Source organism: Mesoterricola sp. MK458 (assembly GCF_055384935.1).
In genome coordinates this window covers 3,602,501-3,616,675 of the sequence record NZ_AP045075.1, presented here as the reverse complement: position 1 = coordinate 3,616,675, position 14,175 = coordinate 3,602,501, and the positions used below count along the sequence as shown (strand labels likewise).

Annotated in this window: 15 protein-coding genes and 2 rRNA genes (1 of these 17 running past the window's edge); 4 read left to right on the top strand and 13 right to left on the bottom strand. The window is 68.4% G+C overall.

Annotated features, from left to right (window positions below; all coding sequences use genetic code 11):
- Both ACZ5LB_RS15835 and ACZ5LB_RS15830 read right to left on the bottom strand, forming a co-directional pair.
- Entirely contained in the window at positions 1-756 is a 756-nt protein-coding gene (locus ACZ5LB_RS15835) for a hypothetical protein (protein WP_464603169.1), read from the bottom strand.
- Positions 753-1,154, bottom strand: a complete 402-nt coding sequence (locus tag ACZ5LB_RS15830; RefSeq protein ID WP_464603168.1) for an acyl-CoA thioesterase — start codon at positions 1,152-1,154, stop codon at positions 753-755. Before ACZ5LB_RS15830 ends, ACZ5LB_RS15835 begins: the two co-directional genes overlap by 4 nt.
- Positions 1,155-1,188: 34 nt before the next feature.
- On the opposite strand from ACZ5LB_RS15830, the gene ACZ5LB_RS15825 reads away from it, so the two are divergent.
- From ACZ5LB_RS15825 to ACZ5LB_RS15815, 3 genes are read left to right on the top strand one after another with little or no spacing between them, the layout of a single operon-like run.
- Positions 1,189-2,547, top strand: coding sequence for a lysostaphin resistance A-like protein (locus ACZ5LB_RS15825; RefSeq protein ID WP_464603167.1), 1,359 nt, complete (start codon positions 1,189-1,191; stop codon positions 2,545-2,547).
- A gap of 58 nt (positions 2,548-2,605) precedes the next feature.
- A complete protein-coding gene (locus ACZ5LB_RS15820) occupies positions 2,606-2,998 on the top strand; it encodes an antitoxin Xre-like helix-turn-helix domain-containing protein (protein WP_464603166.1) in 393 nt (130 codons plus the stop codon).
- On the top strand, positions 2,995-3,603 hold the full coding sequence (locus tag ACZ5LB_RS15815; protein ID WP_464603165.1) for an RES family NAD+ phosphorylase: 609 nt from the start codon (positions 2,995-2,997) through the stop codon (positions 3,601-3,603). Before ACZ5LB_RS15820 ends, ACZ5LB_RS15815 begins: the two co-directional genes overlap by 4 nt.
- 15 nt (positions 3,604-3,618) lie before the next feature.
- Here ACZ5LB_RS15815 and rny read toward each other — a convergent pair whose 3' ends face one another.
- The 9 genes from rny to thrS form a co-directional block, all read right to left on the bottom strand.
- On the bottom strand, positions 3,619-5,238 hold the full coding sequence (gene rny / locus ACZ5LB_RS15810; RefSeq protein WP_464603164.1) for a ribonuclease Y: 1,620 nt from the start codon (positions 5,236-5,238) through the stop codon (positions 3,619-3,621).
- Between the two features lie 224 nt (positions 5,239-5,462).
- A complete protein-coding gene (locus ACZ5LB_RS15805; protein WP_464603163.1) occupies positions 5,463-5,822 on the bottom strand; it encodes a cell division protein ZapA in 360 nt (119 codons plus the stop codon).
- A complete protein-coding gene (zapB, locus tag ACZ5LB_RS15800) occupies positions 5,819-6,055 on the bottom strand; it encodes a cell division protein ZapB (protein WP_464603162.1) in 237 nt (78 codons plus the stop codon). Before zapB ends, ACZ5LB_RS15805 begins: the two co-directional genes overlap by 4 nt.
- Before the next feature lie 22 nt (positions 6,056-6,077).
- Positions 6,078-8,042: a phenylalanine--tRNA ligase subunit beta gene (locus tag ACZ5LB_RS15795; protein ID WP_464603161.1), complete on the bottom strand. Its 1,965-nt coding sequence runs from the start codon at positions 8,040-8,042 to the stop codon at positions 6,078-6,080.
- Positions 8,042-9,136, bottom strand: a complete 1,095-nt coding sequence (gene pheS, locus ACZ5LB_RS15790) for a phenylalanine--tRNA ligase subunit alpha (RefSeq protein WP_464603160.1) — start codon at positions 9,134-9,136, stop codon at positions 8,042-8,044. Before pheS ends, ACZ5LB_RS15795 begins: the two co-directional genes overlap by 1 nt.
- Before the next feature lie 76 nt (positions 9,137-9,212).
- Positions 9,213-9,560: a 50S ribosomal protein L20 gene (gene rplT / locus ACZ5LB_RS15785; protein ID WP_464603159.1), complete on the bottom strand. Its 348-nt coding sequence runs from the start codon at positions 9,558-9,560 to the stop codon at positions 9,213-9,215.
- A 102-nt stretch (positions 9,561-9,662) separates the two neighbouring features.
- Positions 9,663-9,860, bottom strand: coding sequence for a 50S ribosomal protein L35 (rpmI, locus tag ACZ5LB_RS15780; protein WP_306598434.1), 198 nt, complete (start codon positions 9,858-9,860; stop codon positions 9,663-9,665).
- A 25-nt stretch (positions 9,861-9,885) separates the two neighbouring features.
- Positions 9,886-10,443, bottom strand: coding sequence for a translation initiation factor IF-3 (infC, locus tag ACZ5LB_RS15775; RefSeq protein WP_464606326.1), 558 nt, complete (start codon positions 10,441-10,443; stop codon positions 9,886-9,888).
- Positions 10,444-10,566: 123 nt separating this feature from the next.
- Positions 10,567-12,480: a threonine--tRNA ligase gene (gene thrS / locus ACZ5LB_RS15770; RefSeq protein ID WP_464603158.1), complete on the bottom strand. Its 1,914-nt coding sequence runs from the start codon at positions 12,478-12,480 to the stop codon at positions 10,567-10,569.
- A 170-nt stretch (positions 12,481-12,650) separates the two neighbouring features.
- On the opposite strand from thrS, the gene ACZ5LB_RS15765 reads away from it, so the two are divergent.
- Complete coding sequence (locus ACZ5LB_RS15765; protein WP_464603157.1) at positions 12,651-13,514, top strand: hypothetical protein; 864 nt, start codon at positions 12,651-12,653, stop codon at positions 13,512-13,514.
- Positions 13,515-13,567: 53 nt separating this feature from the next.
- On the opposite strand, the gene rrf is transcribed toward ACZ5LB_RS15765, so the two are convergent.
- Together rrf and ACZ5LB_RS15755 are read right to left on the bottom strand one after the other, a co-directional pair.
- A 5S ribosomal RNA gene (gene rrf, locus ACZ5LB_RS15760) occupies positions 13,568-13,683 on the bottom strand.
- A gap of 96 nt (positions 13,684-13,779) precedes the next feature.
- Positions 13,780-14,175, bottom strand: a 23S ribosomal RNA gene (locus ACZ5LB_RS15755) (it continues 2,542 nt past the right edge of the window).

Below are 14,175 nucleotides of genomic sequence, written 5' to 3'. Positions count from 1 at the left end.
CTACTGGAGGGTGGGGTGCACCAGCGTCTCCGCCAGGCGGAGCGTGAGGAGCTCCAGGGGGGAAGCGACGCGCACCACGCCGCCGGGCTGGGCCGGGAGCGCCCGGAAACGGGGCGGGGGCGCCAGGACCACTTCCCCGGGACGCGGGTCCCGGGGTTCCAGGTCGCGCCAGGTGTCCATGGGCACCCGGCGGCGCCGGCCCCCGAGGCCCACCTCCAGGGCGCCGGTCCAGTCCAGGTCCAGTTCCAGCCAGGCCCCCAGCACCACGCCCGGGGCGTTGTCCAGGGCCAGGCAGCATCCGGCTACGGCGCCGCCGGAAAGGCCCACCCAGGCCAGGGTGGGCGCGGGCGGTTGGCCCAGGGTGCCCCCGGGGCCCTGCACGGCCAGGTGGTCCAGGAAGGTGCCGTCCCACCGCCGCACCGCCGTGGGCCTGGGGAGGCAGGGCAGCAGCTCCACCTGGGCCGCCCGGGGCGCCAGGGCCTCCGGCAGCCCCTGGCGGCCCTGCCACTTCTCCGCGTAGGCCACCACCTGCCGGGCCCGGTTCAGGGCCCGGACGCCGCCCTCCAGCAGCTGGCGCAGGCTGGAGGGCACCAGCTCGGCGGCAAGGGCCTCGGCCCGGCCTTCGCCCAGCTTGGCCAGGCGCAGGCGCTCCAGCCGGTTGAGGTCCACCACCCGGGTGGGGTCGCTGGGCAGCTGGGCCACCAGGGTCCGGCGTTCGGTGGGGCCCTCGGCCCAGCTGGCGGTTCCCAGCCTCATGCCTGTTCCTGAGAACGGAGCCAGGCCTGGGTTTCGGGCCGCAGCGCCCTGGGGCGCCCCGTGGCGAAATCCATCATGACCTGCACGGTCTGCCCCTCGGCGAGCACCACTTCGTCCTTTCCCCGCACCACTTTGTAGGCCAGGGAGAAGCTGGTGGTGCCCTGGTGGGTGCAGCGCAGGTCCACCCGCACGGTGTCCCCCAGCAGGATGGGCTTGCGGTAGTCCAGCTCCACCCTCGCCACGACGAAGCCCTCCTCCGTGAAGGGGCGGCCCGCCAGGAGCCGCGCCCACCAGGCCACGCGGGCGCACTCCAGGTAGGTCACGAAGGTGGCGTGGTTCACGTGGCCGAGGGCGTCCAGGTCCGCGAAACGCACGTCAATGGACTGGGAAAAGGGCATGGCGACTCCTTCTGACAATGTATCATCCTGGGTCATGGACAGTCGCCGCCCCGAACCCTGGAACCCCGACCGGAAGTGGGCCGACCCCTTCATCGCGACCCTGGCGCTGCTGGTCGCGCTGGCGGTGAGCCTCAACGCCGGCGCGCGCCGCGCCAAGCCCCCGCGGCCCCCGGCGCAGGTGGAGCTCCAGGGCCGGATCGCCGACGTGACCCTGGCGGCCCCGAAGGTCCTGGGGGCGCTGGCCGGCACCGCGCTGGGGTCGGGCGAGGCCCTGGCCAGCCTGGAGAAGAAGACGCGCCCCGGATGGGACCGCGCGATCCTCGCCGTCCACGCCGCGGAACGGGGCGACCTCGCCCAGGGTTCGCGCCTGGCGGGGACGGTCCCGGACGGGACCTTCCGCGCCGTCTGGTCCTGGGCCTACCAGGACACGGGCCGCGCCCCCCTGGGCGGGGAGCTGGCCGGGGTCCGCGTCGCGCTGGGCGAGGGCTACGCCGCGGGCATGCTCGAAGCACGCTGCGCCGGCCGGTCCGGCCTGGACCCCAAGCCCGCCGAGGAACGGGCCAAGGCCTGGGTGCTGCCGCGGCTCGCGGCCCTTGCGGCCGCGGGGATCGGCGCGGCGGTGCTGGTTTTGGGCGGCCTGGCCATGGCCATCTTCCTCGCCGCGGTCCCGGCCCGCCCCCGCGTCCCGCCCCGGTTCGCCATGTCCGGAAGGGCCCTGCTCATCGTGCTCCTGGGCTGGTTCCTCACGCACCTGGGGGCGGGATTCGTCACCGGCACGGTGCTGGTGCTCCTTCCCTTCCTGCGCCCCGCGGCCCTGCCCCTGACCTATGGGCTCCACGCCCTGCTGGGCACGGCCTACGTCTGCTGGGCCGAGGGGATCGGTCTCCGCGAGCTGGCCGCGCGGGTGGCCCCGGGCCCCGCGGGTCGCGCCCTGGCGTCGGGGCTGGGCTTTTTCGCCCTGGCGTTCACCGCCGTGATCGCGGTGTCCCTGGCCCTGGGCCCCTTCCTGCATCCCACCGAGCCCCCCCAGAAGGACCTGATGGAGCTGCTGTCCCGCATGCGCGGGCCCCTGTCGGTGGGTCTCCTCTTCCTCACCGTGGCCGTGGTGGCGCCGGTCTTCGAGGAGCTGCTGTTCCGCGGCCTGCTCCTGCCGTGGCTGGGCCAGCGGCTGGAGGCGCGCCTCGGAAAACGCGCCGGCTGGCTCCTGGCCGTGGCCACCAGCGGCCTGCTCTTCGGCGCCATGCACCTGCAGCCCCTGGGTCTGCCCACCCTGGGCACCCTCGGCGTCGTCCTGGGCTTCGCCTTCCTGCGCACCGGCAACCTGCTCACCTGCATCCTGGTGCACGGGGTGTGGAACGGTGGGATCTTCCTCTTCATGCGGTTCTTCGCCTGAAGGCCAGGAATGTTGCTTAGGGCCATTTTTGGCCTAAGCTGGGGGCAGGAGGCCCGCCATGTCCCGGGGTCCGAATACCGTCCTGGCCGACCCGGGCGCGCTCGCCTTCCGTACCTTCCTGGCGGTGGCGGACCGCTGGGGCCTGCCCGTGAAGGAGCGACTGGCCCTCCTGGGCATCGCCCGGAGCACCTACACCGTCTGGCTCAAGCGCCTGGAGGGCGGCGACCTGCGTGACGTGGACGGGGACAAGGTGGACCGCATGGCCTACGTCCTGGGCATCTATGAACTGGCGGGCAGCATCTTCCCCGACGGCGTGGCCTGGGTCACGCGGGCCAACCGAGCGCCGGCCTTCGGGGGAAGACGGCCCCTGGACCGCATGCTCGACGGACGCATGGAAGACCTCATCGAGACCCTGGGCTACCTCAAGACCGCGTCCCTGGGCCTGCTGTGAACCGGGTCCACTTCCTCAGCCATCCCTGGCACCAGTTGAAGCTCCTTTCCGTTTCGCCCCTGGCCCAGCTGGTCCATGCCGGGGACCGGCCGGAACTGGCGGCCCTGCTGGCCCGGGCGGGGGTTTTCCAGTCCTGGCCCACCGGCGTTCGGGCTTCCGACCGCCATCCCCAGCTGCGCGCCTACCTGCGCATGCCCGGCCGCGGCCCCGTCAGCCGTTTCAGCGACGGCACCTTCCGGGCCGTGTACGCCGGCGGCAGCCCCGAAACCTGCGTTGCGGAGGTGGCCCACCACCTCGGCCAGGCCCTGCGGGACAGCGGCGAGCCCGCCGGCGCCGCGCGCATCTTCGAGGCCCTGGCCCTGCGGGTGGGCGGCGCCTTCCCGGACGTGCGCAAGGGCCGGGGGGAATTGCACCGCAGGGACGACTACGGGCCTTCCCAGGCCTTCGGCGCCACGTGCCAGGCGGAAGGGGAACCGGGAATCCTGTTCAGGTCGGTGCGGCTGAAGGGCGGCGAGTGCCTGGCCATCTTCCGCGGAGAAAACGTCACCGCGTGCGGCCTCCGGGAGGTCGTCGCGCTGCGTTGGGACGGAAATCGGCTGCGTTGACGAAATACGGGGCGGCTACCGGGCGTACTCCACGGCCCGGGTCTCGCGCATGACGGTGACCTTGATCTGCCCGGGGTACTGCATCTCCCCTTCGATGCGCTTGGTGACGTCCTTGGCCAGCCAGAAGGCCTGGTCGTCGTTCACCTGGCCGGCGTCCACCATGATGCGGATCTCCCGGCCGGCCTGCATGGCGAAGCTCTTCTGGACGCCCTTGTAGCTGTTGGCGATGGCCTCCAGGGCCTCCAGGCGCTTCACGTAGGTCTCCAGCATTTCCCGGCGGGCGCCGGGGCGGGCAGCGCTCAGGGCGTCGGCGGCGGTGATGAGCATGGCCTCCACGGTCTTGGGTTCGAAGTCCCCGTGGTGGCAGCTCATGGCGTGGATGACCGGGTCCTTCTCGCCGAAGCGCTTCAGCAGCTCCATGCCGATCTCGATGTGGGTGCCCTCCACTTCCCGGTCGATGGCCTTGCCGATGTCATGGAAGAGGCCGGCACGGCGGGCGAGCCTCTGGTCGGCACCCAGCTCGGCCGCCATGTACTCGGCGATGCGGGCCACTTCCTTGGTGTGCTCCAGGACGTTCTGCCCGTAGCTGGTGCGGTAGTTCAGGCGGCCGATGAGCTTGTGGAGCTTGGGGTGCACGTCGGGGAAGCCCAGCGAGATGGCCGCGGCCTCGCCCAGCTCCTTGAGGTGCTGGTCCATGTCGATCTTGGTCTTCTCCACCACCTCCTCGATGCGGGCGGGGTGGATGCGGCCGTCGGCCAGGAGCTTGAGGATGGCCTGGCGGGCCACTTCCCGGCGGATGGGGTCGAAGCTGCTCACGACGATGGTCTCGGGGGTGTCGTCCACGATCAGGTCGCAGCCCGTGGCCTTCTCCAGGGCCCGGATGTTGCGGCCCTCCCGGCCGATGATGCGGCCCTTGAGGTCGTCGCTGGGCAGCTGCACCGAACTCACGGCGGCCTCGCTCACCACGTCCGAGGCCAGGCGCTGGATGGCCGAGACGATGGTCCAGCGGGCCTTCTTCTGGGCCTCCTCGGCCGCCTCGTCCTCGATGCGGCGCACCAGCTTGGAGGCGTCCATGCGGGCGGTGTACTCCAGCTGGTTGACCAGCTCGAGCTTGGCGTCCTCCCGGGAGAGGCCGGCGATGTCCTCGAGCTTGCGGGCCTGCTCTTCGGCCAGGCGTTTGGCTTCGGCCTGGAGGGCGGCCAGCTTCTCCTGCTCCTCCTTGACCCGCTCGGTCTTGGCCTCCACGTCCTTCTGCTTCTGGTCCACCTGGGTGAGCTTCTTGTCCAGGCTGTCCTCCTTGCTCTGGAGGCGCTGCTCCTGCTTTTCCAGGGTCTGCATCCGTTCGTTGGCGAGCCGTTCGGCCTCCTGGCGGGCCTGCAGGGCCTGCTCCTTGGCCTTGAGCTCGGCCTCCTTGCGCAGGGCGTCCGCCTCGCGCTGGCCCCGGTTGATGACCTTCCCGGCCTCCTTCTCCGCCTCCGCCAGCAGGCGGTCGCGCTCGGCCTTCAGCTCCGCCTCGGCCTTGGCCGTGGCCTTGGACACGTCCACCACGGCGGCCTGGGCCTTCCTCATCTGGAAGAAGAAGCCCACGGCGGCCGCCACCGCCAGGGCCAGAAAAACATAATCCAATGGGTTCATGGGACAACTCCTAGGTGGGGGTGGAGGTGTCGGCTTCAGAACCCATGGACGATTGAGGATCCCCGCTCGGTCGTGGAGGCTTGCCGTGTTCCCTAGCAAGTAGGGGGGCTACCAGAATCCCAGTTTAAGGCGCGCCGTCGCGCGGAACGCACAAGGCTGGGGGGAAGGTCTCCCGTGGCGTAATACGGAACAAGCGCTTGGCCGTCTCACGGGCCTCGCAGGGATCAGATTCCAGCTTCCTCTTCCGTCCCCTGGAATAGGGGGCCGACCGAGGGATTCTCTTCGTCCGGAACATCGTCGAGTAGCTTGGAGAGGGTCAGTTCCAGGTCCTGTGTCTGCCGACTTTTGTCCTGTTCCAGTCGCGCCACGCGGTGCGCCAGGTTCAGGGCCCCCATCAGCAGCCATGTGGATGTGTCCAGCGCTGATGGTGGAACACCCCATCTTAGCTCATAGGCGCGTTCCATGTCGCGGAAGGTGTCCTCAAGAACGGAGGTCGCCCGCGGCAGGTCCTCCGGACCCGCCGTGGAGTGGATCCGCAGGCTCCGGCCCAGGATCTCCAGTTGGACCTCCTTGCCTGGGGTCATTCGATGCCCTCTACCATCTTAAGAATTGATTCCACTTGCTTCCGAACGCCCTCCCGTTCCTTCTGCCAGCCCGCCTGGTCAGCCTGGAGGTCCTCCAGGCGCCGGCGCAGGGAGCGCAGCTCCTCGTCGTGGGTGCCCATGTCCGCCTTGAGGGCGGCCAGTTCATCCCGGTACTGGTTGCGCTGCTGCACCAGTCCCTGAAGCTTCGTCTCGAGCTGTTTCAGAACGTCCATGGGGGCCTCTTCTGGATTCATTCTAGCCCCGAAGTCGGGCTCCGAGGCCCTGGGCGGCGGCCAGGGCCGAAAGAACCCAGGTTTCCACCTCCTCCCCGGTGAGGGTCCGGTCCATGGCCTGGAAGCGCAGGCGCATCAGCCAGGCCTGCTGGCCCTGGGGGAGGCTCTTGTGGCGGAAGACGTCCACGCAGCGCAGGTCCTGCAGGGGCGTCCCGGCCAGCGCGGCCTCCATGGCCGCCTTCAGGCCGGCGTAGGGCTGGTCCAGGCCCACCAGGAGGGACAGGTCCCGCTCCACGGTGGGGAAGCGGCTGAACGGGGCGAACCGCGGGATGACCCGCTCCCCTTCATCCGGGATGGCGTCCAGGGGCACCTCGAAGTGCCAGCCCAGGACCGCGCCGCCCCCGGCTTCGGTGAGCTCCCACCGGCCGAAGGCGTCCGTCGCGGACGGGGGCACGCCCAGGGCCCGCAGGATGCCCTGGAGGTGGCTGCGGCCCTCGGGGCCCGAAAGCTTCCGGGGCGGCGTGAGGGGATCCTCCCCGCCCATCTCCCCGGCCCACGCGAGACCCAGGGTCCAGGTCTCCCGGAGGCCCTGGCCGGGCCGGGCCTCGAACACCGGGGCGATCTCGAAGAACCGCACGTCCCGGGCGCCCTTCTCCAGGTTCAGCCGGACCACCTTGTCCAGGTCCCGCAGGAGGGTGCCTCGCATGAGGGAGTAATCCTCACCCAGGGGGTTGGCCAGGGTGCGCCGGGCGGGTTCGTCGCCCGGGGCCTCCTCCTGGGGGTCCCCGAAACCCAGGGTAACGGTCTGGAAGAAGCCCAGGTTGGCCAGCCGGGACGCCAGCTTGCGCCGCTTGAGGTAGCCGGGGGCCAGGGGTTCGGGGCTGCTTTCCAGGGGCGGCAGCACCGAGGGGATGCCGTCATAGCCCAGGAGGCGCAGGACCTCCTCGGCCAGATCCTCGGGAACGGCCAGGTCGTGGCGCCAGGAGGGAGGGGCGACCTGGACGCCGCCGGAAATGGGCTCCAGCGAGCAGCCCAGGGCCCGCAGCAGGTCCGAGGCCCGGGCCGGGTCCACGGGGTGGCCGGCGACCCGGTCCACCATGGCCCAGGGGAGCGTCACGGGGGTCCTGGGGGCGGGCAGGGTTCCCACGCTCCAGGCGGAGCGCAGCGTCGCGCCGGCCCAGTCCCGGAGACGCCCGGCGAGGAGGTCGCGGGCCGGCACCGCCATGGCGGGGTCCGCCCCGCGGCCGAAGCGGTGGGAGGCGTCCGTGTGCAGGCCGTGGCGGTGGGCCATGGCGCGCACGGTGCGGGGGTCGAACCAGGCGCTCTCCAGCAGGACGCGCCGGGTGGCGGCGGTGACCTTGGTGCCGTCGCCGCCCATGACGCCCGCCAGGGCCACGGGACCCGCCGCGTCGGCGATGAGGAGGTCCTTGGGGGTGAGCTTGCGCTCCAGGCCGTCCAGGGTCACGAGGGTTTCCCCTTCCCGGGCCCAGCGCACCGCCAGGAACCCCTGGATGCGGTCCGCGTCGAAGGCGTGGGTGGGGTGGCCGTACCGGTGCAGCAGTTCGTTGGAGGCGTCCACCGCGGGCAAGTCCTTGGCGCCCGCGCCCAGGGCGCCCAGGAAGGCCTTCACCGCCCCGGGGGTGCCTGCGCCGCGGCCCAGCTCCAGCACGGCCGTGGCATAGAAGGGGCCGGCGTCCCCGGCCTCCAGGCGGACCGGGACCAGCGGCTCGCCCTGGGCGGCCGCGTCGGCGGGAAGCGCCGTGAGGGCCGAACCCAGCTTGGCGGCCAGATCCCGGGCGATGCCCCGGTGGGACTGGGCGTCGCCGCGGTTGGCGGTGATGTCCACGTCGAGGACGGTGGTGCCACCTGAGGCCTCCACGCCGTCCACGGGGAAACCCAGGCCCGCCAGGAGTTCGCACAGGTCGGGCGTGGACATGCCGGCGAGGGCCGGAAGCTCCTGGTGAAGTGCGCCGCGTTCGATGAGCATCAGTCCAGCCCTCCCATGGTCTTGAGGAATCTCTGGTCGTTTTCGAAGAAGAGCCGGAGATCCGGGGTCTGGCTCACCATCATGGCGGTGCGCTCCACGCCCATGCCGAAGGCGAAGCCGCTCCACACCGCCGGGTCGATGCCGGCGTAGGCCAGCACGTTGGGGTGGATCAGGCCTGAACCCAGGAGCTCCACCCAGCCCGAGCCCTTGCAGACCCGGCAGCCGCTCCCCCCGCACAGGGGGCAGCGCACGTCCATTTCCGCGCCGGGTTCCACGAACGGGAAGTAGCTGGGCCGGAACCTCACCTCGGCCCCGGGGCCGAACAGCGCCTTCATGGCGTAGGCCAGGGTCCCCTTCAGGTGGTGCATGCCGATGCCCTTGCCGATGAGCATGCCCTCCACCTGGTGGAACATGGGGCTGTGGGTGGGATCGATCTCGTCCTTGCGGTAGACCCGGCCCGGGGCCAGGAACCGGATGCCGCCGTTGCGCTCCAGTTCCGAAAGGCCGTCGGGGCCCTTGGCGGCGATGCGCTTGAGGACCCGCACCTGCACGGGGCTGGTGTGGGTGCGCAGCAGGAGGCCGTCGGCGTCCCGGAAGTAGAAGGTGTCCGCGCTGCCCCGGGCCGGGTGGTCCTCGGGGATGTTCAGGCCGTCGAAGTTGTGTTCCTCGGTTTCCGCCTCGGGCCCTTCCTCCACGTGGTAGCCCAGGGGGCGGAACACGTCCACCAGCCGGTCCATGAGCCGGTTCAGGGGGTGCAGGGCCCCCGGGGCCGGCATGGGCGGCGGCAGGGCCGGATCCCAGGCGTTGGCCAGGGCGGCGGTGGCCTTGCGGGCCTCCTCCAGCTGGGCCTGCCGGGCCCGGAGGCCCTCCTCCCACGCCGACTTGAGGGCGTTGGAGGCCGCGCCCAACTCCCGCTTCTGGTCCTTGGGCGCGGCCTTGAGCAGCTCCATGAGCCGCGCGGCGTGGCTTCCTTCCCGGCCCACGTAGGCGCCTTTCAGGCGCAGCAGCGCGTCCAGGTCGGCGCAGGCGGCCAGGGCCTCCGGGAAGGACCGGTTGGCCTCTTCGATGTCGGGGGGGAGGAGGGATGTTTCCATGGTGCCTATCCTCATAAACAGAGGAAGGCCGCATGAGCGGCCTTCCGGTCTGTTGCGATGGTGGAGATTGCTTCGCTCAGCCCTTGGCCACGGCCACGAGCTTGGTAAAGGCCTCCGGATTGCGCACGGCGAGGTCGGCGAGGATCTTGCGGTCCAGATCGATGCTGGCCTTCTTCAGCCCGCCCATGAAGCGGGAGTAGGAGATGCCGTTCTGCTCGGCGGCGGCGCCGATGCGGACGATCCAGAGGCGGCGGAAATCGCGCTTGCGCACCTTGCGGTCGCGGTAGGAGTAGAGCAGGGCCTTCTCGACGGCTTCCTTCGCGCTCCGGTAGAGGCGGGACTTGGCGCCGTAGAAGCCCTTGGCGAACTTCAGCATCCGCTTGCGGCGCTGGACACGCTTGAAGCCACGTTTGACTCGAGTCATCGGTTCTTCCTTTCCTTGTGGCAATCCCTGGGGATTTTGAAGGCCACTGCGGGGGCGGCATCAGCCGCCGGGGGTCGTTGGTTTCCTGAGCAGAACCGCCGGTCAGGCGTAGGGCAGCATGGCGCGGACGCGTCCGAGATCGGACTTGTCCACCATTCCGCCCATGTCCAGCTGGCGCTTGCGCTTGCTGGACTTGCTGGTCAGGATGTGGCGCTGGTGGGAACAGCCGCGCTTGAAGAGACCGCTGCCGGTCTTCTTGAAGCGCTTCTGGGCGCCCTTGTGGGTCTTGAGCTTGGGCATGACATACCTCTAGCGGGTGATTGGATCAGAGTGATCCGGCTACCTTCGCCCCCGCTTCCTCGGAACCGGGTTCCTCGGCCTTGGGGACTGGGGGTTTGGTGGGCTTAACCTTCTTAACCAGCTGCTCGACCGGCCTGGGGATGATGATGGCGTGCATGTCGCGGCCATCGATACCGGCGGGCTTTTCCACGATGCAACGTTCGCCGATGCGGGTCAGCACCTCTTCGATGATCCGGTAGCCGATGTCCCGGTGGACCACTTCGCGGCCCCGGAACATGACGACGACCTTCACCTTGTCCCCCTCTTCGAGGAACCGGAGGATGTGCTTGACCTTGAAATCGAAGTCGTGGTCGTCGGTGCGGGGGCGGAACTTCACCTCCTTGACCACGATGTTCTTCTGCTTGGCCCGGGCGGCATGTTCACGCTTGGCTTCCATGAACTTGTACTTGCCATAGTCCATGATCCTGCAGACCGGGGGGTTGGCGGTGGGGGACACCTCAACCACATCAAGGCCTTTGGCCTCAGCGACCCGGACGGCCTCATGCGGGGTCATTACACCCAGCTGGGTTCCATCCTCGTCGATGACTCTGACCTCCGCAGCGCGGATGCCATCGTTGATTCTCGTCTCGTTAGCTCGGATACGTTCCTCCCCATCAATGCAAGGAAAGTGATGTTATCAGTCTTTTCCTAAAAAATAAAGCAAAGATCACCGTGCCCTCGTCCGGATCTCCTGGACCAGGCCCTCGAAGAACCCATCCACAGGCTGGGCTCCCAGGTCGCCCCGGTGTCGGTGCCGCACGGAGACCGTGCCGGCGGCGGCTTCCCGGTCACCCAGCACGAGCATGTAGGGAACCTTGCTCAGCTGGGCGTCGCGGATCTTGGCGTTGACCTTCTCGTTGCGCAGGTCCAGGTCCACCCGGACGCCCAGATCCAGGGCCTTGTCCCGGATGCTGCGGGCGAAGTCGTGGGCCCGGTCCGTGATGGGCAGGATCGCCACCTGGACGGGGGCCAGCCAGGTGGGGAAGGCCCCGGCGCAGTGCTCGATGAGAATGCCCATGAAGCGCTCGAGGCTGCCCAGGATGGCCCGGTGCAGCATGACGGGCTGGCCCTCGGTGCCGTCGGCCTTCACGTAGATGAGGCCGAAGCGGCTGGGCATGGAATAGTCCACCTGGAGCGTGCCCAGCTGCCAGGGCCGCTTCAGGGCGTCGAGCACCTGGAAGTCGATCTTGGGCCCGTAGAAGGCGCCGTCCCCGGCGTTGATGTTGTAGGGCATGCCCGCCTCGTCCAGGGCCGAGGCCAGGGCCCCCTCGGCGTGGTCCCAGATCTCGTCGCTGCCCAGGCGGCTCTCTGGCCGGGTGGACAGGTTCACGCGCAGCTCGTCGAAGCCGAAGGTGTGGTAGACGTTGCGGATGAAATCCAGGAAGGAGGCCATCTCCTCCTTCATCTGTTCGGGCATGCAGTAGATGTGGGCGTCATCCTGGCAGAACGTCCGCACCCGGGTCAGGCCGTGGGTGACGCCGGACCGCTCGTACCGGTGCAGACGGCCGAAGTCCGCGTAGCGGATGGGCAGGTCCCGGTAGCTGTGGCGGCCGTTTCCATAGATGAGGCAGTGGCTGGGGCAGTTCATGGGCTTGAGGGCGTACTCCCGCTCGTCCACGGTGGTGAAGTACATGTTGTCCACGTAGTGGTCGTAGTGGCCGCTGGTCTTCCACAGGGCCACGTCCAGGGCCTGGGGGGTGATGACCTCCGAGTAGCCCTGCCGGGCGTACAGGGAGCGCATGTAGTTCACCAGTTCGTTGTAGACGATGGTGCCCTTGGGGTGGAAGAAGGGCGACGCGGGGGCTTCGGGATGGAAGGAGAACAGCCCCAGCTCCCGGCCCAGCTTGCGGTGGTCCCGGGTGCGGGCCTCCTCCAGCAGGCGCAGGTGCTCCTCCAGCTCCTTGGCGGTGTGGAAGGCGGTGCCGTAGATGCGGCAGAGCTGGACGTTCTTCTCGTCCCCCTTCCAATAGGCGGCGGCGGTGGTGAGGAGCTTGAAGGCCTTGATCTTGCCCGTGTCGGGCACGTGGGGGCCCCGGCAGAGGTCGTAGAAGTCCCCCTGGCGGTACCCCGAAATCCGCTCGTCGGCGGGAATGTCGGAGACCAGTTCGACCTTGAGCCCCTCGTCCAGGCCCCGGAAGAGGGCCACGGCCTCGTCCCGGCCCAGCTCCTCCCGCTGAACCGGGACAGCCTCCTGGCTCAGGCGCCGCATCTCCGCCTCGATGGCCACCAGGTCCTCGGGCGTAAAGAAGGGATCAACCATGAAATCATAATAAAAGCCGTCCTCGATGACCGGGCCGATGCCGACCTTGGCCTTGGGGAAAAGCCGCTTGACCGCCTGGGCGAGGAGGTGGGCCGCGGAGTGGCGGATCACGTCCAGGGATTCGGGATCCTTGTTGGTGACCACGGCGACCTTGGAGCCCTCCCTCAGGGGGGCCTTGAGGTCGGTGAGCTTGCCGTCCACCCGCAGGGCGATGGCCGCGTCCAGCAGGCGGGGACTGATGCCCAGGGCCAGGTCCGCGCCGGTCGCCCCATCCGGCAACTCACGGATGGAATCATCGGGAAGACGGACTGAAACTGCCATGGCGATCCTCGCGTCAAACTTCAAGCTTACTCCAAACCCGCCCACCGCGCCCGGTCCATGTGGGCCGGGCCCCCAGGCCACCGCCAACTGCGGGCTTCGCCGACCCTTTTCAAGCGTTGGGGAACCATTTCATTCGAAGGGGAACTATTAATCAATCCTAAGGAGGGACCGTGCCCAGCCTTCTCCGATCCGCCATCGCCATCGCCGCGCTCGTGGGCCCCGCCCTGGCCAACCCGCCCACCGAAGGGCAGGTGCAGGACCATTGCCGGAAGGTGCTCGCGTACCTGGACGCCTGGCGTGCCCACGGGAATCCCCTCGGCGACGTGATCCTGGTTCTGGGGGCCCGCACCCAGGAGGCTGCGCGGTTCCACAGTCCCTCCGTATCCCCCGCCGAGGACGCCCGTTGGATCTTCCTCAGCGTCGAACCCCACGCTCCCTCGGAGGAGGCCCATATCCAATTGGATTTCAATAACCTCGACCACCTGGGCATTCTGGCAAATACCCTTGCGGGCAGGATGGATGCCGTCATCCTCGACCGGTCCACGGTCAAATTCACCAGATGGACCACCGGCCACTACCTTTACATTAAGAAGTTAATGAGCCCTAGGGGGACCCTCTACCTGCCGCTGGAAAGCTGGGGCGGCTTCGCCTTCGGTTGCGATCCCATCAAGGGTCAGACCAAGGAGGATTTCACGCCGGCTTCCGGGGACCCGGGCCCCGATGCGGCCAGGTTCGCCGCGATCATCCAGCGCGCCATGGACCGGGTGGAATCCAACGAGTCCAAGGCCGGGAGTTTGACCCCCTGGCTTCCAGGCATGCTCCAGGTCCCCATGAACTGGGTGACCCTGGACAAGCAGACCCAGGCGAACGCCATTTCCGCCTGGAAGACAACCTACCTGGTGCCCAATCTCCAGACCCGCCTCCTGACCCAGGCCCGCTTCGGCTCCGTGGCCCGGGTGCGTTTCACCCCCAGGTTCCTCCGGGAAGACAAGGACTCCGCCGACGGAATCGAGTACCTCGCCTGCAAGCCCTGATGGCTTTCCTGGAAACGAAAAAGCCCCCGCGTGAGCGGGGGCTTTGGATTTTAACGTCGCGGCGACCTACTTTTCCACCTGTGTGCCAGGAAGTATCATCGGCCCTCTGGAGCTTAACTGCCGTGTTCGGGATGGGAACGGGTGTGACCTCCAGGGTAAAGCCACGACGAAGGGGTCAGACTTCGAAGTGTTGAAGCGAAGGGTGAGGCGAGACGAGCCTAAACATTAAGCATGGTCTCATTGATTGGATGCAATTGATTGATGAAAAGTCAAGCCAGTGGACCAATTAGTATCGCTCAGCTCAACGCGTTACCGCGCTTACACATGCGACCTATCAACGTCGTGGTCTACGACGGGTCTCGTGGGGAGATCTCATCTTGAGGGGTGTTTCGCGCTTAGATGCTTTCAGCGCTTCTCACTTCCCGACATAGCTACCCAGCATTGCATTTGGAAACACAACTGGAACACCAGAGGTCAGTCCATCCCGGTCCTCTCGTACTAAGGACAGGTCCTCTCAAATCTCCTACGCCCACACTAGATAGGGACCGAACTGTCTCGCGACGTTCTGAACCCAACTCACGTACCGCTATTGATCGGCGAACAGCCGAACCCTTGGGACCTGCTTCAGCCCCAGGATGCGATGAGTCGACATCGAGGTGCC